Genomic DNA, 22,806 nt, shown 5'->3' on the forward strand with positions numbered 1-22,806 from the left:
GCGTTTCGGGCTTTTCGGGCGCCTGGCAATTCATCCTTTAGAGCCATGATCGACTATTATTGTGCGATAAAATGGAGGCATGACCCTCGATATCACTGATGCGAAAGTCAAGGCAACCTTCACCGGCATCGGTACAGCAGTCGTTGCATTTCTGGTGGCGTTGATGGAGTACGTCGCTCAGCTCCGGCCCGCTGAACGTGAGTACGCCGAAGAGCTACTGATGCCACTGTTGCGGATCTCGAAGGAGAAAGCATCCCGACTGCTGGCCAAAGCCGCTGATCTCACCGCGCGCCCCGTGGTTCTCCGGGCGCTGGCCGAAGGCCGCGTCGACGAGGGCAAAGCGTTGATGATCGTCGAACTGCTTCAGCCTCTCTCGGCGGTGCAGGCGGCGACGGCTGAGCAGGTTCTGTTGGCGCATGCGGAGAGGAACGCCTACTCCGCGACCCGTCAGTACGCGCGCCGCTACATCGACCGGCTCGACCCGAAGGCCGTCGAACGCCGCCACCAGGAGGGACGCAAGCAGCGCAGAGTGGAGAAGACCAACCTTGAGGACGGCATGGCATCACTGCGGTTGATCATGCCCGCGCTGGACACCGCCCTAGCCTTCGACCACATCGACGCCATCGCACGCGGCCTACCGAAGGACGGCCGCACCCTGGACCAGAAGCGCGTCGATGTGGCCCTGGACTTGTTGCTGGGCAAGAAAACCGGTGCCCCGCAAGGCAAGGTGACGGTCAACCTCACCATGGCCATCAGCTCACTCATCGGCATGGACGACGACCCCGCCATCCTCCAAGGCCACGGACCCCTGCCGATCAACATCGCACGCGATGTCGCAGCGAACGGGATCTGGAAGCGCATCCTCACCGACCCCGCCACCGGCATCGCCGAAGACGTCACCACCTACCGACCCACCACCAAGCAGCGAGAACTCATCGCCGCCCGCTACCCCCACTGCACCATGATCGGATGCCGCCAGCCCGTCCACCGCTGCGACTTGGACCACTGCTGCCCGTTCGACGGAACGAACACGACAGTCGACAACCTTCGGCCGAAGTGTCGGCGGCACCACCGGATGAAGCACGAAACCAGCTGGCAGTGCCAGAACCTCGAAGACGGACGGCATGTGTGGATCACGCCGGAGGGCAAGACCTACGAATCGGAAGTCGAGCCGATCGCCGAACCGGCCCCGTTCTAGGGAGCGACGGTGATCATCCAGGCGTGACCGTCCGGGTCGGCGAAAACGGCCGTGTAGCCCCAAGGCTGGTGCTCGGGCTTGGAGATCAGTTCCGCGCCCGCTTCCTGCGCGCGGCGCACCAGGTCTTGCAGGGCCTCCTCGGAAGTGGCACTGAGGCTCAGGAGGCACTCGGTACTGCCGCGCGGCGCGAGAGGTCGGCCGCCGGTCACCCAGCCGAAACCACCCTGCGGGATCAGCATCAGGCGGGCGCCCTCGGCGAGGTCGAACTGGAGCGGCTCCGGCAAACCGTCCTCGGCCAGCGGGCCCACGGGGTGGAGGCCGATGGCGCGGTAGAAACCGTGCGAGCGGGCGCGGTCCTCGATCGGGAGGCTGACGATGAACATGACCATCTCCTTAGATTGTGCGGCCGCAGACGAAAAGCAACAGGTCCTGGGCTGGCGCCGACTTCGGGGTGCCAGAACCGAGCGTCCAGTCCATGTCGGTCGCGCGGAGCTGGACGCCGTCGAGGTTGACACCGAAGTACTTCACGTTCTTCTCGGTCATCCCGTCGAGCACCATCCGCAGCCGATCGAGCGGTACGCGGCGGTCGACGCCGAGGGGCACGGTGATGTCGAGGCCGTGGATGACGTCGTGCGACAGCGCGCCCTCGTAGCCGCCGCCCGGGGGCTTCCACGGGTGGTTCACGTTGTCCCGCAACGAAACCAGCAAGTCCTCTGTGGACAGAACTGCGGCGTCGCGTTTGGCGCAGCGGTCGGACATGCGGTTGAAGTTCCCGCCGGACCTCGCCAGGTTGCCGAGGAAGCGCGGGAGCGAGTAGCGGTAGGCCATGGTGATGTGCGCGACCACCTCGCGGACCCGCCAGCCCTCGCAGAGGGAGGGCGGATCCCATTGGGGCGCGGGCAGATCCGTCAACAGCGAAGCGAGCTCGGCGCGCTCGGCGGCGATGGCGGCGCGGACGTCGGTCACCGGGAACCCCCTACTTCTTCGAGCCGCCGCGCGAGGTAGCGGCGTTCGGTGTCGGTTGTGGTCAGCTCCAGGGCTTCGCGGTAGGCGACGGCCGCCTCGGCGTGGCGGTTCAGGCGGCGGAGCAGATCCGCGCGGGTCGCGGGAAGCAGGTGGTACCCGGCGAGCTCTCCCTTGGCCTGCAACGCTTCCACCAGGCGGAGCCCGACGGCGGGACCATCGGCCATGCCGACGGCGACGGCGCGGTTGAGCTCCACCACCGCCGAAGGCGTCAGCAGGGCGAGGCGCCCGTACAGCGCGGCGATCTGCGGCCAGTCGGTGTCCCCGGCCGAAGCGGCGGTCCCGTGGCAGGCGGCGATCGCGGCCTGGACCTGGTACGGGCCGGGACTGCGGCGCCGCAGCGCGGAGTCGAGCAGCGCGACGCCTTCCCCGATCGCCGCCCGGTCCCACCGCGTGCGGTCCTGCTCCTCCAAGGTGATCAGCTCGCCGTCCGGGCCGACACGGGCATCCCGGCGGGCGTGGTGCAGCAGCATCAAAGCCAGCAGCCCCACCGCCTCCGGCTCGTCCGGCATCAGCTCGGCGAGCACCCTGGCCAGCCGGATCGCCTCGCCCGCCAGGTCGGGCCGCAGCAGGTCGGCACCCGCGCTCGCCGAATAGCCCTCGTTGAACAGCAGGTAGAGCACCGCGAGCACGGCGGGCGTGCGCTCCGGGAGCAGGTGCGCCGGTGGCACCCGGTACGGGATACCGGCATTCTTGATCTTCTGCTTCGCCCTGGTCAGGCGCTTGGACATGGCCTGCTCGCCGACCAGGAACGCCCTGGCGATCTCCGTGGTACTCAGTCCCGCCAGGGTGCGCAGCGTCAGCGCGACCCGCGCGTCCGGTGCCAGCGCCGGGTGGCAGCAGGTGAACATCAGCCGCAGCCGGTCGTCGGGGATCTCCTCGTCATCGAGCAAATCAGGCTCGTGCGCCATCGCGGCTACCTCCCGCAGTTTCAGGGCGCCGACCGCGTCGCGGCGGAGCCGGTCGGTTGCCCGGTTGCGCGCGGCCGTGGTCAGCCACGCGCCGGGTTTGCGCGGTACTCCGTCCCGCGGCCAGCGTTGCAGCGCGAGGGCGAACGCGTCCTGCGCGCACTCCTCGGCCAGGTCCCAGTCCCCCGTCACGCGGATCAGGGTCGCCACGACCTGGCCCCACTCGTCGCGGAACGCCCGCGCGAGGACAGCCGAGATCGCTGAGTTCTCCGAGTTCTCCGGGTTCGGCACGGTCACGGGAACTGGAGCAGCGGCCGGATCTCGATCGTGCCGTAGCTCGCCGCCGGGTGCTTCGAGGCGATCTCGATGGCCTCGTCCAGATCGGCGCACTCGATCAGGCAGAAGCCGCCGATCTGCTCCTTGGTCTCGGCGAACGGCCCGTCGGAGAGCAGCAGCCGCTCGTCCCGCACCCGCACGGTGGTCGCGTCGCTCGGTGGGTGCAGCCCACCACCACCCCGGATGACGTCCCTTGCCACCATCTCCTCCGACCAGCCGCCGCAGCCGTCCTGGGCGTGCTCGGCCGCCGACTCGTCCCCGCAGATCAACAACATGTAGTGCACGCGTCCTCCTCGTCACGGGTGTCCGACCTACCGACGAATGGGATCACCCAGGACGGACACCTGCTGGGGAACCGGAACCGTAGTCCGGCCGTAGCGGGCCCCGATGATCTCGCGAATGGGGCTCTGAGCAGCGAAAACAGCAACCCGAAAGAACCTTGTGTTGTCAGCGCCGTGCCAGTCGCCGCTGCCATCCTGGTCGGGCAAGTCAGTGCGAACCCCAGGAGTGAAGATGGACCGCATCGCTGTCCCGAACGCGCAGGAACTGGCGGGCGAACTCGCCCAGCGCCAGGAGGTGCGCGAGTACTCGGCCGTCACGTGGACCGTGCGGAACGAGTCCGCGGCCTCCGAGTACCTGGGTTGGTGAACACCGAGGGGCGGGCCGGTGGCGTCACCGGCCCGCTTCGCAGCACCACCGCGACCACGGGTCCGGTCGAGCAGCGGCTGCGCTCCCCAGAGCAGACGCTGGCCTGGCTCGCCCCCAGGCTGCGCACGGTCGGCATCACCCGTCTCGCCGACCTGACCTGGCTCGACGAGATCGGCATTCCCGTCTACCAGGCCGTTCGCCCGAACGCCTGGTTGTTGTCGGTCTCCCAGGGCAAGGGTCTCACCAGGGCGGCGGCCAAGGTGGGCGCGGCGATGGAGGCCATCGAGCTGTGGCACGCCGAGCGCGTCGAACCGGACCTCCCCGAGGCCGAGGCCGGGGCCGCCGCCCCCGGCCTCGGCTACCGCATGCGCGACCTGGACCGCTCCCCGCGCACCTGCCTCAACCCGGCGCTGCGGCTGCGCTGGAACCGCGCGCGGCGGCTGGACGGCTCCGGCGAGACCCGGGTGCCCACCGCCTGCCTGCGCCTGGACGGGCGGGTCCGCCCGGAGTGGACGCCACCGGTGTTCGCGGGCACCACCAACGGGTTGGCCAGTGGCAACACCCTCGACGAGGCGATCAGGCACGGGCTCACCGAGGTGATCGAGCGCGACGCCGTCGCCCGGCACCAGCGCTCCGGGCTGCGCCCGCCGCGGCTGCGACTGGACACTGTGGACGGTCCGGCGGCCGGGCTGCTGGCGCGCTTCGCCGACGCCGAGGTCGAGGTCCTCGTCGAGGTCCTGGACGGCCCGTGCGGCGTCCCGTGCTTCGGCGCCCGGATCTTCAGCGAGGCGTTCCCGGTGTACAGCCGCGGTTACGGCTGCCACCTCGACCCGCAGACCGCGCTGTGCCGCGCGCTCACCGAGGCGGCGCAGTCCCGGGTCACCTACATCGCGGGCACCCGCGACGACGTCGGCAAGCCCGCCTACCGGCAGACCGGACCCTTCGCCGTGCTGCGCGACCGGGAGTCCGCCGCCGCCGAGGCCGCCTCCGGTGATGAACGGGATTTCGGTTCTGTGAAGCCACTTCCGGTGCGCAGCCCGACCGAGGACAACGCACTGATGGTGGAGCGGGTGCTGGCCGCGACCGGGGTCTGCCCGTTCGTCGTCGACCTCACCAGGGCCGACCTGGAGGTCCCGGTCGCCAGGGTGGTCGCGCCCAGATTGCTGTTCCCCCAACACCTTTGAGCCCACATCCGATCAAGGGAGACAGCCGTGCCCGAGCGTTTCCTGTTCGTCGGCCCGACCTTGCCGGACGCCGCGAAGTTGTTGGCGGACAGCAATGTCCAGGTGCTGCCGCCGATCGCCGCGTACGACCTCCTCCGGCTCGACCCCGGTCCCGGTGACGTCATCGGCATCGTGGACGGCTACTTCCACCACTCGCGGTCGATCACCCACAAGGAGATCCTGGTGATGATCAACCGGGGTGTGCGCGTGCTGGGGGCCGCCAGCATGGGCGCGCTGCGCGCCGCGGAGCTGGACACCCTCGGCATGACCGGGATCGGCGAGATCTACGCCGACTACACGGCGGGCCTGCTGGAGGCCGACGACGAGGTGACGTTGCTGCACGGCCTGCCGGAGCACGACTACCGGCCGCTGTCGGAGCCGCTGGTGAACATGCGCGCCACCCTGGCCGCCGCCGAACGGCAGGGCTACTGCTCCCCCGCCACCCGCGAGCTGCTGATCGGCGCGATGGCCGAGCGGCCCTATGCCGCGCGCTGCTACCGGGCGATGTGGGCGGTGGGCCGCGACCTCGGCGTCAACGAGGAGGAGCTGCTCCAGCTGGCCAGCTTCGTCGACGGCGGCGCGGTGGACCAGAAGCGCGAGGACGCGTTGCTGCTGCTCGACGCGCTGCGCGAACCGGACCTGCCGCGCCAGCAGCTCCCGTCGCTGCGGCTGAGCCGGACGCTGTTCGTGCACGGGTGGGAGCTGGAGAACCGGGGCGAGGTGGAGGCCAGCACCTCGACCTGGATCAGCGACCTCGCGGCGCTGCGGGTCTGCCAGCTGCTGGCCACCGACTACCCGCTGCTGCACCGGAACCTGGTGCTGGACTGGCTGGCCGATCAGTGCCGCCAGGAATGCCGCTTGCCGCAGGCGGGTCGTTCATCGGCTGAAGTGGCGGTAGACCACGGTGAGCACTGGGGTCTCTACCGAGTCGACTCGGCGGTGCACGAGGTGTTCCTCGACGAATGGCTCACGGAGGCCGAGCGCGGGTTGACGCCGCGCCAGCAACTGGCCCTGTTCCTGGTGCGCAGCTTCCGCATCGCTCCATCGCTGACCTGGGACGAGCTGGCGTTGAACGCGCTGCGGGGCACTCCGGCGTTCGCGCGGGCCAGGAGGCTCGCCGCCTACGCCACCGCCGTCAACACGAAGCTGGCCGAGCGGGACCACTCCTTCCACGTCGACCTGATCGCGGAGAAGCGGATCACCGAGGACACCGCTCGGCGTTGGGGAGTGCCTGTGCGGCAGCTGGAGTTGGCCGCGCTGGACCGCGGGCTCGGCTCCGCCGAGAACGTGGTCGCCGCGGGCCGCTACGTGCACCTGCTGGCCAAGTACAACCCGGAAGAGGTGCGGTTCGAGGCGAGCCCGGAGCCCGCTCGCGCGTGCTGATGCCTCTACGCTGTGCGAGTGGATCGGGCTGCGCGGAGTTCGTTGGGCCCCAGGATCAGGCTCTGGAGAACACGAGCGGGATTCACGCAGACCGAGGCGGCGACCGCGGCGGGGATCAGCGTCGCCGGGCTGCGCGACCTGGAGCAGGGCCGCATCGTCCGGCCCCGGCCCGCCACGCTGCGCAGGCTCGCCGACGCGTTCGGCCTCTCCGCCGCCGAGACCGCGGAGTTGGTGCGGGACAACGGCACCGCCACCGGGATCAGCGTCGGCGTCCTCGGCCCGCTCGTGCTCCGCACCGGCGATGAGGTGATCGACCTCGGGTCCGCGCCGCAGCGGACCCTGCTCGGCGCGCTCGCGCTGAGCCCCAACGCACCCGTCTCCCGCGACGCGCTGATCGAGGCGGTCTGGGGGCACCGCCCGCCCACGAACGTCGTGGAGATCCTGCAAACGCACATCTCCCGGCTGCGGCGGCGGCTCACCCCGGAGGGCCCGCAGCTCACCGCCACCGCCACCGGCTACCAGCTCAACGCCACCGCGGATCAGCTCGACCTGCTCGCCTTCCGCGGGTTGGCCGCCGAGGCCCGCGCCGCGCGGGAGCGGGTCGACCTGGCGGACGCGGCCCAGGCGTGCCTGCGGGCGCTGGCGCTGTGGCGGGACGCGCCGCTGTCCGATCTCCCGGCCTTCCACGACCACGCGGGCGTCGCGGAGATCAGGCAGGACTGGCAGGCGCTCGTGCTGGAGTTCGCCGAGCTGGCCGCCGAACTGGGCGAGGACGAGCGCGCGCTGGCGCCGCTGCGCAGGCTGGCCGCGGCCGAGCCGCTGGACGAGGCGGTGCAGGCGCGGCTGGTGCTCACCCTCGCCGCGAGCGGGCGGCAGGCGGCGGCGCTGACCGCCTTCGACGAGGTCCGCCGCAGGTTCGCCGACGAGCTCGGCGTCGACCCCGGGCCCAAACTGGCCGACGCGCACCAGCGGGTGCTGCACAACCGGGTGAGCCTGCCGATCTCGGCGTCGGCGAGCGCGCACCGGCAGCTGCCGCCCGACATCGGCGACTTCACCGGTCGCGGCGCGGAACTGCGGTGGCTGGCCCAACTGCGGCATTCCAGGACCGCGCTGCCGATCGTGGCGATCGAGGGCATGGCCGGGCTGGGCAAGACGCGGCTGGCCGTGCACTTCGCGCACCAGCTGGTGGCGGCCGGGCGCTACGGCGACATCCAGCTCTACGTCGACCTGCGCGCGCATTCCGACCAGCCGCCCGCCGATCCGGCGGTGGTGCTCGCCTCGTTCCTGAGCCTGCTCGGTGTCCCGGGCGCGCAGGTGCCGAGGGACCTGGATTCGCGGGCCGCGCTGTACCGGGACCGGCTGCACGGCAAGCGGGCGCTGGTGATCCTGGACAACGCCGCCGACGAGCGCCAGGTGCAGCCGTTGCTCCCGGCCAGCCCCGACAACCTCGTGCTGGTCACCAGCAGGCGGCACCTCGCGCTCGACGGAGCGAACACCCTCGCGCTGGACCTGTTCGCTCCCGAGGACGCCGCGGCGCTGCTGGCCACGATCGCGGGCGGCCACCGCGTCGACGCCGCGGGCGCCGACCAGGTCACCGCGCTGTGCGGGCGGTTGCCGCTCGCCGTCGCCCTCGCCGCGCGCAGGCTCCAGAACCGTCCTTTGTGGACACTCGGCGATCTGGCCGACCGGTTGCGGACCTCCAGCGGCAGGCTCGGGGAACTGAGTTCCGGAACGCGGGGGCTGCGCGCCGTCTTCGACCTGTCCTACCGCGCGCTCGCACCGGAGGCGCAGCGGTTCTTCCGTTTGCTGGGCGTGCATCCCGGCGACGACGCGACGGCCGAGTCCGCCGCCGCGCTCACCGGGACCGATCCGGCGACCGCGCGGCGGCGGCTCGACGAGCTCGTCGACGAGCACCTGCTCACGATGGTGACCGCGCGGCGCTACCGGCTGCACGACCTGCTCCGCGAGTACGCCGCCGAGCACGCCGGGGAACAGGAGCGGCACGCGGCCGTCGAGCGGGTGCTGACCTGGTACCTCTACGCGGCGGATGCCGCGCGGGAGCGGCTTTTCCCGCACTTCGTCGACATCGAGCTGGACCCGGTGGCGCGGCCGGAGCACCTGCCAGAGCACGCCAGCGACGAGGACGCGTTCCAGTGGCTGGCCGACGAACACGCCACGCTCGTCGCGGCCGTCGGCGTGGCTCTGACGACGGAGGGCATGCACCCCCTCGCGTGGCAGTTGCCGTTGGTGCTCAAGCACTATTTCGAACGGCTGAGCAACTACAAGGACTGGATCACCACCGGCCGCGACGCGCTGAAGGCCGCGCAGCGGATCGGTGACCGGCAGGCCGAGGCGATGGTCCGCAGCCTGCTCGGCGTGGCGCACGGCCAGCTCGGCGAGATCGACGTCTGCATCGAGTACTTCACCGACTCGCTCGCGCTCCGCCGTGCCGTCGGTGACGTGACGGGAGAGGCGCGCACGCTCGGCAACCTCGGTGTCGCGCACACCAACCGCGGCGATTTCGAGGACGCGACCGGCTTCCTGAAGCAGGCGTTGGAGCTGAGCAGGCGCATGGGCAACCACCACCTGGAGATCCGCACGCTGAGCAACCTCGGCCGGGCGCAGATGAAGAGCGGCGACGTGGACGACGCGATCCTGTCGCTGGAGACGGCGCTGGTCCCGGCGCGGTCGCTCGGCGACGTGGTCGGCCTGGTCGCCGTGCTGCACAACCTCGGCGAGGCCCTGCTGCGCGTCGGCAGGCACGGCGAGGCGCGGCCGCTGCTGGTGGAGTGCCTGGAGGTCTACCGCGACAAGCACTTCCGGCTCTACGAGGCCGAGGTGCTCGAACTGCTGGCGCAGGTCCACGACGAGACCGGCGAGGCCGGGCGCGCCCAGGACCACTGGCGGGAGGCCGTGGCGATCCTGGAGGAGCTCGGCCACCCCCGCTTGGAGGAAGTCCGCCGACACATCCTCGGGTAGGGGCGTCTTCAAGTACCCCGAACCCCCGCTGAAACCGTCTCCAACCGCACCCAACCCCCCGCGCGTGGCTAGCGCAGGCGGTCGTAGGTGGTGTGCATCGAGTAGTCCTTCTTCGGGCCGCGCACGCGCATCTCGACGGTGAAGCGGTCGGGCCCCTCGAACCGGTAGCGGCCGGTGTAGAGGTCCTGGTCGCACAGGTGCTCGTCGGTGGCCTCGGCACCGTCCAGCCGCAGGACGTGCATCGTGCGGCCGAACTCCGGCGGCTCCACGAAACAGACCCGGATCTGGTTGTCCTCCAACAGGTAGTGGTACTCGCGGCTCACGTCGTGGGTCTGTCCGGTACCGAGTTCCAGTGTGCCCTCCTCGCGGTAGAGCAACAGGTCCGGCCGCAGCGGGCGGAACTCGGCGACCCCGGACACCGAGCCGGTACCGGGAATCGCCCGCGCCAAACCCCATTTCCCGGGCAGGGAAAGGAAAAGGCGGCCCTCAGCCGTGTCGGTAGCGGTACTCGACCCCGCAAGCGGATCTTGGGTCATGGCTGGCTCCCGGCGGTTCGTCGCGCCACGAATGCTATCTCGGCCGCCGCCACGTCCGGGGCGCTGCCGGGACCGCGCAGCCGGTAGTGCGCGGGCAGCAGCGGCCCGTCCGGCGGCGGATCGGGGAGGACGCCGATCTCGGCCGCGAGGCGATCGGCCATGTCGACGTAGTCGCCGTGCGGGAACTGCGGACGCGGGTCCAGCTCGCGGATCTCCCGCTGCCGCCCGAGTCCGGCGCTCATCCCGGTCGGCGTGGGCAAAGCTCCGGTCAGCACGGCCGCCGCCCACCGCGCTTGCAGCTCCAGCACGCCGAAGTACGGCCCGCGGTAGAGGCCGACGAACGCCGCGTCCGGGAAGTCCGGGTGGAAGGTGCACTCGTGCAGCAGCAGCGGCTGCAGCAGGTCCGCCGGGTCGTGGCCGAGCGCGGCGCGCTGGTCCTGGCTCAGGTAGGGCAGTTCGAGGCGGTGACCGGTGCACTCGACGACCTCGTCGCAGGGCAGGCGGACACCCGAGTCCAGGACGACCGCGCCCGGCTCGCGCCGCACGGCTCGGCCCGGCTCCATCCGGAGGGCGCCCGCACGCAGCACCTCCGGAACGAGATCGGATACCACCAGGTACGGTGGCCCATCACCGTCCGGCTCCAGGCGCAGCCGCTCGTCGAACTCCCCCGGGTTCACCGCGATGCGCGAGAAGCGGCGGTTCGACTCCACCCGGGACAGCCTCGGCCGACCGCGCCGGTAGCTGGCGAGATCCCATGGCACGCCGTCGAGATAGCGCGGCAGCAACCACATCGGCCTGCTCGCCACGGCCGTGACCGCGACCCCGGCCGCGGCGAGTTCGGCGGCGATCTCGGCACCGGAGAACGCGGCGCCCACCACCACGACACGCTTGCCCCGATAGCACTCCGGCCCGTGGTACCCAGTACCAGTTGGGCCGAAGACCCCGGACGCGAAGACCACGCCGTCGAACGGCTCGCCGTTGACGATCTTGCCTCGCACGGTGGTCACGGCCTCGCCGAGCCGCAGACGCGGCGTCAGCCCGAACCGCTCCGCGTACCGGTGCAGGTAGGCGCGCATGTCGTCGCGGCGGGGAAAGTCGGGCGCGTCGTGCGGCCACGGGAAGTCGGAGAAGCAGCAGCTGTGCTTGGACAGGTTCGTCGACATCCCGGGCCACGCCAGACCGCCCGCGCGCCAGACGCCGCCGATCTCCGCCGCGCGTTCGAAGATCACCGGCTCCGCGCCGAGGGCCAGCAGCTCCTTGGCCGCGACGAGCCCGCCGGGGCCCGCGCCGATCACCGCGTACCGCCGCACCTCAGCGCCGCCCGAGCGCCACGGAACTCAGTACCTCGCGGAACGCTGTCGCATCGTCGGCGGACTGTTTGACCTGGACCCAGACCTGCTGCCCGGACAGCTCCAGCAGCGCGTCCGCGACGAAGGCGACGCCGCACCGCCGGGTGTGCGCCGCGCGCAGGCCGGTGACGGCGGGAGGAGCCGCCGGGACGGCGACGCAGCCCGGTTTGCCGGTCCTGGCCTCGAAGTCCTTCGGTGACAGCGCCGACATCGGTGGCAGCACCCCGGCGAACACGCCTGCCCGCGGATCGGCGGGCGCGGGGAAGGCCGCCACCGACTCCGCCACGACCAGGCCAGGCCAGCGCCCGGGAGTGAGACCGAGTACCACCGGGTCCCAGCCGGCCCCGGCCAGCTCGCCCGCCCAGGCCCTCGGTACGCGCAGGCTCACCGTTCTGGTGCCGTCGCCGACCTCCACCTGTTCGGGGCGGCTGACGTACCAGGCCCCCGCCGCGATGCCCGCGAGTGCAAGCAGGGCAACGGGAATCGGCCACCGGCGCCGCTTGGGAACGAGCAGCTTCCGGAGGTCCGCGACGAACTCGGCGATGTCGCCGTACCTGTCCGCGGGTTTGGGTGCCAGTGCCCGCAGCAGTGCCGCGTCCAGCCCGGCGGGCACGTCTCGCACTCGCGGCGGCGCGTCGCGCTCCGCGATATCGGTGATCTCGTTGTTCTCGTAGGGCTGGCGGCCTGTCACCGTCCGGTAGAGCAGCGCGCCGAGTCCGTAGACGTCCGTGCGGACGCTGACCGGCTCGTCCGCGCCCGCCTGCTCCGGTGCCATGTAGGCCGGAGTTCCACCGATCATGGTCAGCGTCGAGGCTTCGCTGAGGAGCTTGCCGAGACCGAGGTCGCCCAGCAGTACCCGGTCTTTCCCGTCCGGTCCGGAGCGGAACAGCACGTTCGATGGTTTCACGTCCCGGTGCAGCACGCCGTCCGCGTGCAGCGATTGCAGGGCCAGCCCGATCTCCACGGCGATGTCGACCGCTTCGCGCCACGGCAGCGGCCCCGCCGCGATCCGCTCTTCGAGCGTGCCCCGATCCCCGTAGGTCATCACCAGGTAGGGCCGCCCGTCCGGCAGTTCGCCGATGTCGTGCACCCGGACCACCCGGTCCGACTCCGCGCGCCGCAGCATTCGCGCTTCGGCGAGGAACCGCGAGTGCACGTCGGCCGAGTCGAGCCAGTCCGCGGACAGCACCTTGATCGCCACCGTGGAGTCGAGGGCGTCGTCCTTGGCCCGCCACACCGAGGCGAACGCACCGCCTCCGATGCGCTCGACCACCTCGAATCGGCCTATCCGTCCGGGCACCGGCATGGCCCGTATCATGCCGGTTCATGGTCGGGGGCGTCTCGCGCGGAGCGGTGTTCGCCGTCTTCGCGCTGGCGTTGACCGGCTGCGGCGGCCCCGTCGAGGTCGGCGGCCCCGCGGTTCCGATGCTCCCCGCTCCCACCCCGGGCGTCACGTCCTCCCCCGCGCCCGGCTACGCCCAGCGGAACTGGGTCGCCGAGGCCACCCCGTCCACCCTCGTGATGGCCGTGCCCGCCGGGTGGCCCGAGCGGGTCGGTGGCGCGTTCTGGTCCGATTTCACCGACCCGTCGAAGCGGATCCGCCTGCGCGTCGACATCACCGGTGTCTTCGGCCGCGCCCCGCTGCTCGGCGCCCGCGCCATGGCCGACCGCCACCTGGGGCGGGTTCGCGGCAATCCGGGCTACCGCCTGCTCTCCGAGCGCCCCTTGCCGAGGAGTTCGTTCGGCGACGCCAACCTGGAGGTCGTCTACCGCTATCTCCGCGATGGTGAGGAGATCGAGGCGACCTACCACTTCACCGGCACGTCCGCTGTCACCAACCTGGAGCTGAGCGTCCACTACCCGATGTCCGACCGCGACACCGCGCTCCGGATGCTGGAGACGGCGGAGAAGTCAGCCGCCTGGTTGGGCCGCTGATTCCACCATTCGTCAACGGTCGTCATGATCTCCGGGTGGGCGGACGTATGGGTCACTCGGTGGTGTCGGAGTGCAGCGAGATCACTCCCTTACCGGTGAGGGCTTCGGCGAGGCGGTGGCTATCGCCCTTGGTGGCGAAGGTGAGCGTGGCGCAGGAGCCGATCGACCGCCGCTCGTATGCGGCATCGGCAACCCGGCAGAGAGCTTCGGCGGACTCGGCTGCGACCGGGAGCAGCCCGATATCATCGACCACGATGAGGTCGATGCCGCAGATGCGGGCGATGGTCCGGGCGATCGATCCGTCCACTTTGGATTTCATAATGGCCGCGGTGAGGTCCCGAGCGTGAGTGAGCGCAGCGTGTGAGGTCGAACGCTTCGCAAGCCAGAGCCAACCCGCCGGGCAGGGCCCTTCCCCGCATTGATCAACAAGGGCGTGTCGCGCCCAACAACCAAGTCCGTCAACCCGGAGCGCGATGTCCGCCTATCCGGATCTTCGCGCGTCCGCCGACACCATTCGTCCACAATGGACAACTTGATGAGATGTGTCGGTGCCGACCGCTAGAAGGGGACGGGGTCGGCGATGGGTTGGATCTCGGTTTCGTAGGTCCTGCCTCTGGGTGTGGTCCACATGTGTCGTCCGTCGTCCAGGTTTTCGCAGTGCCAGGTGGATTCGTGCTTCATACGGTGGTGGTGGCGGCATTTCGGCCGGAGGTTGTCGAGGATGGTGTTGGTGCCGTCGAAGGGACAGCAGTGGTCGATGTCGCAGCGGTGTGACGGCTGGTTGCAGCCGATAGCCGTGCAGGTGGGATACCTCGCCTGGAGTAGTTCGCGCATCTGTGCGGAGGGGCGGTAGGTGGTCTTGCCGATCTGTTCGGCGATGCCGGTCGCCGGGTCGGTTTTGATCCATTTCCAGATGCCGTTGGCGGCGGCGGTGCGTGCGGTTTCGGCGGGGATGGGTCCGTATCCGGCGAGTTCAGCGGGGTCGTTGGTCAAACCCAGGACGGTGGTGAGGGGCATGGCGATGTGGACCCGCACCTCACCTTGCGGTGCGCTGGTTTCCTTGCCCAGGAACAGGTCTCCGGCGACGTCCGCCCGCTTCTGATCCAGAGTACGGTCGTCTTTCGGCAACGCCCGCGCGATCCGGTCGATGCGATCGAAGGCCAACGCTGCGTCGACGGCGGACATGACCAGACGCAGACTGCACATGCCGTCATCCAGAACGAATTTCTCGACCAGTCGCTGTTTGCGTTTCTCGTGGTGGCGGCGCAACGCCGCTTCGGCGTCGAGTTTGGCGATGTAGCGTTTGGCATACCGCTGGGTGGCGGGGTGGTTGTTGACGGCGGCGTGGGCGATCAGGGCGGGTTCGGCGGTGGTGGCGTCGACTGCGGTGAGGACGCTGAGTTGGTCGACGATCATCAACGCCTTGCCCTCATCGAGGCGTCCATCGGCCAAGGCTTCCAGCACGGCCGGGCGGGCGACGAGGTCCAGGGCCCTGCCGAGCAGGCGGTTGCCTTTCACCTGCGTGATGCGCAACAGCGGCATCAGGATGTCAGCGGCGTACTGCTGATCATGTGGGCTGAGTTGGTGGAAGAAGGCGGCCACGAGTTCGTCGAATTTTGCGATCGCGGCCCCGATTCCGATGTAGGAGGTGAGGATTTGGTCTTCGATGTCGGCAGGGGGCATGTCTCTATTTTAGCTGGTCAGGATAGGTGATCATGGCTCTAAGGAGTGAATTTCCCAGGCGCACCAACGGTTTCACTGACCACAAGACAAGAAAAGCAAGCCCCAGCAAGGGTAAGTCGCGAACGAAACCGGTCGGCTTTACCTGGGGTGCGCGTGCCATACGCTCCCCCGCGAGGGCCGGGGTTTCATCCCGTGCCCCTGAAAGGCCCAAGGGCACGCGCAAGGGGCCCCAGGTCAAGCCGACCCACGCTGGTACCGGTGCGAGCTGGAAGTCCAGCCGTTCCCCCGCTGGAAGCCCCAGCCCGCGAACGCTGGAAGCCCAGCCCACACAAGCTGGAAGTTCAGCCGCCCCCCGCCGGAAGCCCACCCCCGCTGGAAGCCCCAGCCAAGCTAGAAGCCCAACCAAGCTCAACCACCAACCGCATAAGCCCGAATCACAGTCTGCACAACGGTATTCCCCTCCCCATCCCCCACCCGAGCCCGCAACGACACAAACCCACCAGCGGGATTCACCACCGACACCGCCCCATCAACGACCCGAGCAGGTTCCCACCGCCCACCATCATCGAACGACACCTCAACCGAAGGCACGGCAACCACCGAACCACCCCCATTCCGGTGCACAGAAACAGAAATCGAGACCGCCCCGGCACGCGCGACGTTGTGAACATCGACGTCAGGCGCGAACCGCACGCCCAGCAGCGGCAGGTCGCAAGAACCGTGCCCAGACCGGAACGTCCACTGTGCACTAACCCGAGGAGACGAAACCTCAAGCCGGTAAGCAGAAGGAGAAGCGGGCACCGAGAACTCGGCCCAGCCGGGATGCGGACTCGAAGCGAGCAACACATCGTCACGGAAGAGCTTCGTTGTGCCCGGAGTGTCCTCGATGAAGCCGAACTGGTGCTCGTTCTGCCCGCTGAACAAGGGAATGCGCATCTCGATCACATCGCCTTCGCGCCCGGCGTGCTGGCCGGGCTGGTCTTTCGGGAAGGCGGGGCCGAGGACGGCGGTGTTCCAGCGCTCCACGGTGGGCTTCGTGAAGACCCGGGGAACCGCCGAGATCTTCGTTGTCCCAGCTTCGAATGAACTGGTCCACGGGATACCAGGGGTGTAGAACTCGTTCAAGGTGAAGGGCAACGGAGTCTTGATGACGCCCTCGCGGACGCCGACCTGACCTGATCCTGTCGCGGCGTGCGAACCCTGGACGGCGACGAGGGAACTGTCGGTGACCCGGCGGGTCAGGTCCGAAGGGACCACGCCGTCGCGAACGATGCGCACGTTGTACAGGTAGGGGCTACCGGCGAATCCGCCCTTCCCGTCCGGTTCCGCGAGGCGTTGCTCGGCGGCGAAGGTGAACTCGCCTGGCGAGGCGGTTGTGCGGGACGGGCGGACGAATGTCCTGGCGAGGCTTTCCCCTGACACACCACCCACGACCATGTGCGAAGGCGTCACTCGCCGGACTTCGACCTGGGCCTGGAACTCCCTCGCCGTTGGTTTGTCCACTGTGGATCCGACCGGTTTGCCGTCCCTGGCGTCGAGGACGAGTTCGGTGTCCTTGTCCAGCAACAGGGTCGGCTCGGCGAAGAAGGTCGACTCGTCGCCCCACGTGGAAGCCTGGAGGAAGTACCGTCCCTTGGGCAGCCGGACGACGCCGGGTTCAGACTGGTACATGGCGACACGATCGAGCGAGTCGAGCTGAAGAGACGCGTTCGCGGCCGGTTTTCCTTGCCGGTCAAGGATACTGAGCTTCAAGTCGTAGCTCTCCGCCTCTCGTGTCACCCCGATCGGCGTCCGCACGGACACATCTCCGCCGGTCGCGGTGAGCGCTCCGCCGTATCGGCCGTCGCTCGCGGCGACCCGCGTGTCCGTTGTGAGAACAGCGCTCGCCGAGCCGCGTGCGGGCACGGTGATCTGTCCAGGGTGGACGGTGAACATGCCTGAGGGCGCCCGCACATCCGGAGTCAGATCGAGCACTACCGGCGCGGCTCCGGAGTTGTGGTAGGTCACCGTGGTCTTGACTGGCTCGTCGTCGCCGTGCGGCCACTTGGCGATGCCGTTGTGGATGCTCGCGGGCATGGCGTGCACGGTCTGCGCACTGGCCCTCGCGATGTCGAGCCGCCCGGCCCCTTGGTCGTGCACGCCGAGCGCGGGGTTCGGCCGAGCGGTGCCCATGAGCGCGGCCTTCAGCCGGTCGGCGCGCCAGTCCGGGTGCTGAGCGGCCAGGATCGCCGCCGCACCGGCCACGTGCGGCGCGGCCATCGACGTGCCGGACATGCGCGCGTGCCGGTCGCCCACCGGCTCCTCGGGCGTGCTGTTGCGCGCCTTGGCCGCGACGATCCCGACGCCGGGCGCGGTGATGTCAGGCTTCAAGCCGTCGTCGCCCGCGCGCGGACCTCGGTTGGAGAACCCGGCCAGCGCGTCGTTCGAATCCACAGCGCCGACCGCGAGCGCGGTGTCCGCGACCGCCGGACTCATCACGGCTTCGGCCTGGCCGAGGTTGCCCGTGGCGGCCACGAAAAGCGCGCCGGTGCGCTCGGTCAGCCGGTTCACCGCGAGGGACATCGGGTCCTTGCCGTCGGTCGCCGGGCCGCCGAGGCTCATGTTGACCACCTTGGCGCCCTGCCCGACGGCCCACTCCATCCCGGCGATGATCGCGGACTCGCTGCCGCCGCCTCCGTCGTCGAGCACCTTTCCGTTGAGCAGCACCGCATCCGGCGCGACACGTGCAGCGATCGACGCGACGTGCGTACCGTGCCCCTGCCGATCGTCAGTCCCGGAGCCCGTGAAGTCCTTGGCCGCGACGACACGCGGGAGGGCTGGGTGCGTGGCATCGACCCCGGTGTCGAGCACGGCGATGGTGACGCCCTTGCCCGTGTGCCCCGCTCGCCACGCGGCCGGAGCTCCCACCTGGACGGTGCTGCGGTCCAGCGCTGCCCGCACGGGCGCGTCCAGCCACACCCGCGCATGCGCCAGCCCTGACCACGTGCGCGCGGCGGTCGCCTTCGACGAGCGCACGGCGACCCCGCCGATACTGGGCAGCTCACGCTCCGCCTTCGGCAGCGCACGGGCTGCCGCCTGCTCCACGATGAGCGGGAGATCGGGCCGCGCGCGGTCGCCGAACCCCATCGCGATCAAGCGCGTCACGTTGAACAGACGCCGGTCGAGCCGTCCGGTCCGGACCGCCTCGGCCGCGTCCATCGGCACGACCACCCGGTCACCGCGCTCGTCCGTGCGGTGCAGGAACCGGATGTGCTTGCGCCCGGGAGCGGCGTGGACGGCCACCCGCCCGTGTTGGACGTCCACGCGGTCGCCGGTGACCAGGGTCACCACCGAGGCGGGGGACAGCGGCGCGGGTGAAGCGTTGGCGGGTACAACGCTGGTGGCGAGCGCCGCGACCACCAACAACACCCGATGCTGTGCTCTCACATGCGGCTTTGACGCCGAGTTCGCCGAGTTGGTTGGCGGCGCCCCACGAAGCAAGATGTCCTCATGCGGACGAAGGATCTGGTGCACGTGGCGTTGTTCGCCGCGATCGTGGTGGTGCTGGCGCTGTTCCCGGCGGTCCCGCTGCCTTTCGTGCCGGTGCCGATCACCGCGCAGTCGCTGGGCGTCATGCTCGCCGGTTCGATCCTGGGCGCGCGCAAGGGCGGGCTGGCGCTGCTGGTGTTCGTCGCGCTGGTCGCGGTGGGCCTGCCCGTCCTGTCCAGCGGCGCGGGTGGCCTCGCGGCGCTGCTGCGCCCCTCCGGCGGCTTCGTCCTGAGCTGGCCGATCGCCGCGTTCGTGATCGGCTGGCTGACCGAGCGGGTGTGGAACCGCTACAACCTCGCGTGGGCGCTGCTGTGCAACGCGGCGGGCGGGATCGTGGTGTCCTACCTGATCGGCGTGCCGTTCCTCGCGGTCGCGGGCGGGCTCGACCTGGGGACCGCGCTGACCGGCTCGCTGGCCTTCGTCCCCGGTGACGCGGTCAAGGTGGTGCTCGCCTCGATCGCCGGAGTGACCATGCGCCGCGCCTACCCGTTGGTCAAGGCGCCCTGATGTTCCTGTTCGAGGACGTCGAGCACGGCTACGACGAGCGGCGGGTGCTGCACGGGATCTCGGTGGAGCTGACCGAGCGGCGGATCGCGGTGATCGGCGCGAACGGCTCCGGCAAGAGCACTTTCGCGCGCCTGCTCAACGGGCTCCAGGTGCCGACCGCGGGGCGGGTGCTCGTCGACGGCCTTGACACGCGCACCGAGGGCAGGGCCGTGCGCCGCAAGGTCGGCTTCGTCTTCCAGGACCCGGACGTGCAGATCGTCATGCCCACCGTGGCCGAGGATGTCGCGTTCGGCCTCAAGCACCGTGGTCTGTCCAAAAAGGACATCGCGGCGCGGGTGGCCGGGGTGCTGGCCGAGCACGGGCTCACCGAGCTGCGCGACCGGCCCGCGCACCTGCTCAGCGGCGGCGAGAAGCAGCGCCTGGCGATCGCGGCGGTGCTGGCGCTGGAACCGGAGTGCGTAGTCTTCGACGAGCCGACCACGATGCTGGACCTGCGCAACAAGCGGCGCACCACCAAGGTGATCGCGGAACTGCCGCACCAAGTGGTCGTCGTCTCTCACGACCTGGACCTGCTGTCGGACTTCGACCGCGTGCTGGTCTTCGACGGGGGCCGGATCGTCGAGGACTCCGCGCCCGCGCGGGCGATCCCGGCCTACCTCGACCTGATGGCGCCATGCTGAGCCTGTACCGCCCGGGAACGTCGGCGCTGCACCGCCTTCCGGTCGGGGCGAAGCTGATCGTGTTGCTGCTGAGCGGAATCGGGCTGTTCTTCGTCACCAACCCGTTCGTGCTGGGCGGAACCCTGCTCGTCGTGGTCGGACTGTGGTGCCTCGCGGGCATTCCGCTGCTGGAGCTGCTCCGGCAGCTGCGCCCGCTCCTGCTCGTGCTGACCCTGCTCGGCGTCGCCCAGGTGCTGCTGCTGGGCTGGGCTTCGGCGTTCGCCGTGCTGCTGCGGCTGATCACGCTGATCCTGCTGGCCACGCTGGTGACGATGACCAGCCGCACCGAGGACATGATCAGCGCGCTGGAACGCGCGGCGAGTCCGTTGCGGGTCTTCGGTCTGCGCCCGCACCGCATCGCGTTCGTGCTGTCGCTGACCCTGCGCTTCATCCCGCTGATCAAGGAGAAGGCCGACGAGATCCGGGCGGCCCAGCGCGCCCGCGGCGTGGAGCGCTCCTCGCTCGCGCTGTTGTTGCCGCTGCTGGTGAAGGTGCTGCGGATGGCCGACCACATCGCGGAGGCGCTCGACGCCCGCGGCCTCGACGACGCTAGGGATCGATGACCCTAGGATCGATGACACTGCGGAGCACCGCGTCCAGCACCTCGGCCCCGCTCACGTGGCCGATCTCCGCCGGGATGTTCTCCTCCATGCGCCGGAACGCCGCGTAGTAGTTGCGGTCGAACTCCTCGATGAGCCGGGTCACCCAGCGCTCGGCGACGAAGTTCTCCTCGATGACCTCCAGCTGCACGCACGCGGCCAGGTCCCGTCTGCCGTCCGCGGCGAGCAGGCTGACCAGGTCCTCCAGCGCATCGTCGGCGTGCTCGATCAGCCTTCGCACGGCCAAAAGGTAGGCGCGCGCCTCACGAACGGTCTGCAGGATCTCGGCCAGTTTGAGTGCGATCTCCGCGCGCAGCGCCGCGTGATCCGTCCCCTCCGGACAGATCGGCACCTCGTACGCAGGGTCGCAGGCCATGCCCCCGAGTACCTCGCCGGGCCGGTTCCCAAGCAAGGGCAACCCGAAACGCCTAATCGTCCAGTGGTCGAAAACCAACCCTGACCGTACGGTTCATCGTATGTACCTGGTGAGCCATCTGGCGCAGCGTCTGCTCCGGCTACCCCGTCCGATCACGCGGAAAGTCAAGGTCACCAGGGACATACCGATCACCATGCCGGACGGCGGGGTGCTGCTCGCCGACCACTGGCGGCCTTCCGGCGCGGCGCTGCCGACGATGCTGATCCGCACCCCGTACGGGCGCGGGAACTGGGGCGGTGTGCTCGCCCGGATCTACGCCGAGCGCGGCTTCCAGGTCGTGAACACCAGTGTGCGCGGCACTTTCGGCTCGCACGGCGACTTCAGGGCGATGCGCCACGAACGCGAGGACGGTCTCGCGACGATTGAGTGGGTCACCCGGCAGCCGTGGTTCGACGGCACGCTCGCGTTGGCCGGGCCGAGCTACCTCGGCTACACGCAGTGGGCCGTCGCCGCCGACGCGCCGCCGGAGGTGAAGGCGATGGTGCCGCACGTGTCATCGTCGCGGCTGGCGCTGGCTTTCCTGCCGCGCGGCGGTTTCGGCCTCGACACGTCACTGCGCTGGTCGGTGCAGACGGCGAGGCAGGAGCGGCGGTTCAAGGGCTATCGGGAAAACGCCGTGCGCCAGGCGATGAACAGCCTGCCGATGGCCGATGCCGATCTGCGCGTGCTCGGTGAGCGGTGGCCGTTCTACCAGGACTGCGTGCACCACGACAACGAGGACAGCTTCTGGAAGGACTGGGACCACAGCACTTCCGTCTCCGCGATCACCGTGCCGACGAGCCTCGTCGCGGGCTGGGAGGACATCTTCCTCAGCGACCAGATCGCCGATTTCACCGCGCTGCAACGAGCGGGCAGGCGACCGCGCTTGATCATCGGCCCCTGGCAGCACGCGTCATTGGCCGGATTCGGGGTAGCGGTAAGGGAAACCGTGGAGTGGGCGGGCGCGCACTGCCGTGGCGAGGAGCCACCGCGTCGCGCTCCGGTCCGCCTTTTCGTTGTGGGAGCCGGGGAATGGCGCCACTACGAGACCTGGCCGCCCGAGGGCTACGCGCCGCGGGACTGGCACTTGCACGGCGACGGCGGTCTGCGCACGGCTGTTCCTGCCGCGAGCGAGCCTTCGCGGTACCGCTACGACCCCGCCGATCCGACGCCGTCCGTGGGCGGTCCGCTGCTCACCCCGCGCGGCGCTGGGCGCAAGGACAACCGCGCCCTCGAAGCGCGCTCGGACGTGTTGACCTTCACCTGTTCGCCGCTGACCGCGGACCTGGAGATCATCGGCGAGGTCGGCGCGCGGATCTGGCTGCGGTCGAGCCGTCCGGACACCGGCGTGTTCGTGCGACTGTGCGATGTGGACTCACGCGGGCGATCGGTGAACGTCTGCGACGGGCTCGTCAACGTGAAGCCGGACGGCGTGACCCAGGTGTCGGTCCCGCTGTCCCCGATCGCCTATCGCTTCGCGCGCGGTCATCGGGTGCGGGTGCAGGTGTCCAGCGGTGCTCATCCCCGCTTCGCCCGCAATACCGGCAGCGGCGAGCACCACGCCGTCGCGCGGACCCTGTTCCCCGCCGACCAAGAAGTGTTCCACTCGCCCGAACACCCGTCGGCGATCACACTTCCGACGCGATGATTCGGCGGCACCCGAAAATATGCGAGCTGGAGGCCAGGGTCACCTGCGAACGAAACGGTTCGGCGCAGAAAGAGCACAGTTACGCCTGCAAGCTCACGAAATACAACAAGAAGTACGACATGGGCATGTCCACCTGGGAGCCCGGCTATGCCGGGTACGAGAATCCCTCGGCCCCGGCAAGCCCTACAC

21 protein-coding genes are annotated in these 22,806 nt (G+C 69.9%); 10 read left to right on the forward strand and 11 right to left on the reverse strand.

Features of this window, described 5'->3' with window-relative positions; translation table 11 throughout:
- Nucleotides 1–79 precede the first annotated feature (79 nt).
- Nucleotides 80–1,198, forward strand: coding sequence for an HNH endonuclease signature motif containing protein (locus NLX83_RS38650; protein ID WP_254240255.1), 1,119 nt, complete (start codon nucleotides 80–82; stop codon nucleotides 1,196–1,198).
- On the opposite strand, the gene NLX83_RS38655 is transcribed toward NLX83_RS38650, so the two are convergent.
- From NLX83_RS38655 to NLX83_RS38670, 4 genes are read right to left on the reverse strand one after another with little or no spacing between them, the layout of a single operon-like run.
- A complete protein-coding gene (locus NLX83_RS38655; RefSeq protein WP_254240256.1) occupies nucleotides 1,195–1,581 on the reverse strand; it encodes a VOC family protein in 387 nt (128 codons plus the stop codon). The two genes, NLX83_RS38650 and NLX83_RS38655, sit on opposite strands and share 4 nt — an antisense overlap.
- 10 nt (nucleotides 1,582–1,591) lie before the next feature.
- Nucleotides 1,592–2,164, reverse strand: a complete 573-nt coding sequence (locus tag NLX83_RS38660; RefSeq protein ID WP_254240257.1) for a maleylpyruvate isomerase family mycothiol-dependent enzyme — start codon at nucleotides 2,162–2,164, stop codon at nucleotides 1,592–1,594.
- Complete coding sequence (locus NLX83_RS38665) at nucleotides 2,161–3,426, reverse strand: RNA polymerase sigma factor (protein WP_254240258.1); 1,266 nt, start codon at nucleotides 3,424–3,426, stop codon at nucleotides 2,161–2,163. The genes NLX83_RS38660 and NLX83_RS38665 overlap by 4 nt, the downstream gene beginning before the upstream one ends.
- Entirely contained in the window at nucleotides 3,423–3,749 is a 327-nt protein-coding gene (locus tag NLX83_RS38670; RefSeq protein WP_254240259.1) for a YciI family protein, read from the reverse strand. Before NLX83_RS38670 ends, NLX83_RS38665 begins: the two co-directional genes overlap by 4 nt.
- A gap of 229 nt (nucleotides 3,750–3,978) precedes the next feature.
- Between NLX83_RS38670 and NLX83_RS41525 the strand changes: the two genes are divergently transcribed.
- Genes NLX83_RS41525 through NLX83_RS38685 form a run of 4 tightly spaced genes read left to right on the forward strand, consistent with a single transcriptional unit; the run spans nucleotide 3,979 to nucleotide 9,698 of the window.
- A complete protein-coding gene (locus tag NLX83_RS41525) occupies nucleotides 3,979–4,113 on the forward strand; it encodes a hypothetical protein (protein WP_256565104.1) in 135 nt (44 codons plus the stop codon).
- Entirely contained in the window at nucleotides 4,110–5,297 is a 1,188-nt protein-coding gene (locus NLX83_RS38675; protein ID WP_254240260.1) for a YcaO-like family protein, read from the forward strand. The genes NLX83_RS41525 and NLX83_RS38675 overlap by 4 nt, the downstream gene beginning before the upstream one ends.
- 27 nt (nucleotides 5,298–5,324) lie before the next feature.
- Nucleotides 5,325–6,719 carry a TfuA-like protein gene (locus tag NLX83_RS38680; protein ID WP_254240261.1) on the forward strand — a complete coding sequence of 465 codons (1,395 nt, stop codon included), beginning with the start codon at nucleotides 5,325–5,327 and terminating at the stop codon, nucleotides 6,717–6,719.
- An 18-nt stretch (nucleotides 6,720–6,737) separates the two neighbouring features.
- Nucleotides 6,738–9,698, forward strand: coding sequence for a BTAD domain-containing putative transcriptional regulator (locus NLX83_RS38685; protein WP_254240262.1), 2,961 nt, complete (start codon nucleotides 6,738–6,740; stop codon nucleotides 9,696–9,698).
- A 68-nt stretch (nucleotides 9,699–9,766) separates the two neighbouring features.
- Here NLX83_RS38685 and NLX83_RS38690 read toward each other — a convergent pair whose 3' ends face one another.
- Genes NLX83_RS38690 through NLX83_RS38700 form a run of 3 tightly spaced genes read right to left on the reverse strand, consistent with a single transcriptional unit; the run spans nucleotide 9,767 to nucleotide 12,889 of the window.
- A complete protein-coding gene (locus NLX83_RS38690) occupies nucleotides 9,767–10,234 on the reverse strand; it encodes a DUF6314 family protein (RefSeq protein WP_254240263.1) in 468 nt (155 codons plus the stop codon).
- Nucleotides 10,231–11,544, reverse strand: a complete 1,314-nt coding sequence (locus NLX83_RS38695; protein ID WP_254240264.1) for a flavin-containing monooxygenase — start codon at nucleotides 11,542–11,544, stop codon at nucleotides 10,231–10,233. The genes NLX83_RS38690 and NLX83_RS38695 overlap by 4 nt, the downstream gene beginning before the upstream one ends.
- Before the next feature lies 1 nt (nucleotide 11,545).
- Nucleotides 11,546–12,889: a serine/threonine-protein kinase gene (locus tag NLX83_RS38700; RefSeq protein WP_254240265.1), complete on the reverse strand. Its 1,344-nt coding sequence runs from the start codon at nucleotides 12,887–12,889 to the stop codon at nucleotides 11,546–11,548.
- A gap of 20 nt (nucleotides 12,890–12,909) precedes the next feature.
- On the opposite strand from NLX83_RS38700, the gene NLX83_RS38705 reads away from it, so the two are divergent.
- Nucleotides 12,910–13,518: a hypothetical protein gene (locus tag NLX83_RS38705; RefSeq protein ID WP_254240266.1), complete on the forward strand. Its 609-nt coding sequence runs from the start codon at nucleotides 12,910–12,912 to the stop codon at nucleotides 13,516–13,518.
- A gap of 52 nt (nucleotides 13,519–13,570) precedes the next feature.
- Here NLX83_RS38705 and NLX83_RS38710 read toward each other — a convergent pair whose 3' ends face one another.
- The 3 genes from NLX83_RS38710 to NLX83_RS38720 form a co-directional block, all read right to left on the reverse strand.
- On the reverse strand, nucleotides 13,571–13,993 hold the full coding sequence (locus NLX83_RS38710) for an ATP-binding protein (RefSeq protein WP_308209471.1): 423 nt from the start codon (nucleotides 13,991–13,993) through the stop codon (nucleotides 13,571–13,573).
- A gap of 83 nt (nucleotides 13,994–14,076) precedes the next feature.
- The gene (locus tag NLX83_RS38715; protein WP_254240268.1) at nucleotides 14,077–15,201 is read right to left on the reverse strand and encodes an HNH endonuclease signature motif containing protein; all 1,125 of its coding nucleotides are present in this window, start codon (nucleotides 15,199–15,201) and stop codon (nucleotides 14,077–14,079) included.
- 408 nt (nucleotides 15,202–15,609) lie between these two features.
- Entirely contained in the window at nucleotides 15,610–18,609 is a 3,000-nt protein-coding gene (locus NLX83_RS38720; protein WP_254240269.1) for a S8 family peptidase, read from the reverse strand.
- An 81-nt stretch (nucleotides 18,610–18,690) separates the two neighbouring features.
- Here NLX83_RS38720 and NLX83_RS38725 point away from each other — a divergent pair, with 81 nt between their 5' ends.
- From NLX83_RS38725 to NLX83_RS38735, 3 genes are read left to right on the forward strand one after another with little or no spacing between them, the layout of a single operon-like run.
- The gene (locus NLX83_RS38725) at nucleotides 18,691–19,236 is read left to right on the forward strand and encodes a biotin transporter BioY (RefSeq protein ID WP_254240270.1); all 546 of its coding nucleotides are present in this window, start codon (nucleotides 18,691–18,693) and stop codon (nucleotides 19,234–19,236) included.
- Entirely contained in the window at nucleotides 19,236–19,916 is a 681-nt protein-coding gene (locus tag NLX83_RS38730; protein ID WP_254240271.1) for an energy-coupling factor ABC transporter ATP-binding protein, read from the forward strand. Before NLX83_RS38725 ends, NLX83_RS38730 begins: the two co-directional genes overlap by 1 nt.
- Nucleotides 19,910–20,518 (forward strand): energy-coupling factor transporter transmembrane component T family protein, encoded by a 609-nt coding sequence (locus NLX83_RS38735; protein WP_254240272.1) that lies wholly within the window; start codon nucleotides 19,910–19,912, stop codon nucleotides 20,516–20,518. Before NLX83_RS38730 ends, NLX83_RS38735 begins: the two co-directional genes overlap by 7 nt.
- Here the strand turns inward: NLX83_RS38735 and NLX83_RS38740 are convergent.
- Nucleotides 20,505–20,930 carry a hypothetical protein gene (locus NLX83_RS38740; RefSeq protein ID WP_254240273.1) on the reverse strand — a complete coding sequence of 142 codons (426 nt, stop codon included), beginning with the start codon at nucleotides 20,928–20,930 and terminating at the stop codon, nucleotides 20,505–20,507. The two genes, NLX83_RS38735 and NLX83_RS38740, sit on opposite strands and share 14 nt — an antisense overlap.
- Nucleotides 20,931–21,030: 100 nt before the next feature.
- Between NLX83_RS38740 and NLX83_RS38745 the strand changes: the two genes are divergently transcribed.
- The gene (locus NLX83_RS38745; protein ID WP_254240274.1) at nucleotides 21,031–22,617 is read left to right on the forward strand and encodes a CocE/NonD family hydrolase; all 1,587 of its coding nucleotides are present in this window, start codon (nucleotides 21,031–21,033) and stop codon (nucleotides 22,615–22,617) included.
- Nucleotides 22,618–22,806: the final 189 nt, after the last annotated feature.

This window comes from Allokutzneria sp. A3M-2-11 16, assembly GCF_024213555.1.
Taxonomy (GTDB): Bacteria; Actinomycetota; Actinomycetes; order Mycobacteriales; family Pseudonocardiaceae; genus Allokutzneria.

Coding starts and splice junctions, on each gene's coding strand:
- NLX83_RS38690 (WP_254240263.1), bottom strand. CDS start 10,234: ATGACCCAAGATCCGCTTGCGGGGTCGAGTACCGCTACCGACACGGCT.
- NLX83_RS38730 (WP_254240271.1), top strand. CDS start 19,236: ATGTTCCTGTTCGAGGACGTCGAGCACGGCTACGACGAGCGGCGGGTG.
- NLX83_RS41525 (WP_256565104.1), top strand. CDS start 3,979: ATGGACCGCATCGCTGTCCCGAACGCGCAGGAACTGGCGGGCGAACTC.
- NLX83_RS38735 (WP_254240272.1), top strand. CDS start 19,910: ATGCTGAGCCTGTACCGCCCGGGAACGTCGGCGCTGCACCGCCTTCCG.
- NLX83_RS38700 (WP_254240265.1), bottom strand. CDS start 12,889: ATGCCGGTGCCCGGACGGATAGGCCGATTCGAGGTGGTCGAGCGCATC.
- NLX83_RS38715 (WP_254240268.1), bottom strand. CDS start 15,201: ATGCCCCCTGCCGACATCGAAGACCAAATCCTCACCTCCTACATCGGA.
- NLX83_RS38655 (WP_254240256.1), bottom strand. CDS start 1,581: ATGTTCATCGTCAGCCTCCCGATCGAGGACCGCGCCCGCTCGCACGGT.
- NLX83_RS38725 (WP_254240270.1), top strand. CDS start 18,691: ATGCGGACGAAGGATCTGGTGCACGTGGCGTTGTTCGCCGCGATCGTG.
- NLX83_RS38650 (WP_254240255.1), top strand. CDS start 80: ATGACCCTCGATATCACTGATGCGAAAGTCAAGGCAACCTTCACCGGC.
- NLX83_RS38745 (WP_254240274.1), top strand. CDS start 21,031: ATGTACCTGGTGAGCCATCTGGCGCAGCGTCTGCTCCGGCTACCCCGT.
- NLX83_RS38705 (WP_254240266.1), top strand. CDS start 12,910: ATGGTCGGGGGCGTCTCGCGCGGAGCGGTGTTCGCCGTCTTCGCGCTG.
- NLX83_RS38740 (WP_254240273.1), bottom strand. CDS start 20,930: ATGGCCTGCGACCCTGCGTACGAGGTGCCGATCTGTCCGGAGGGGACG.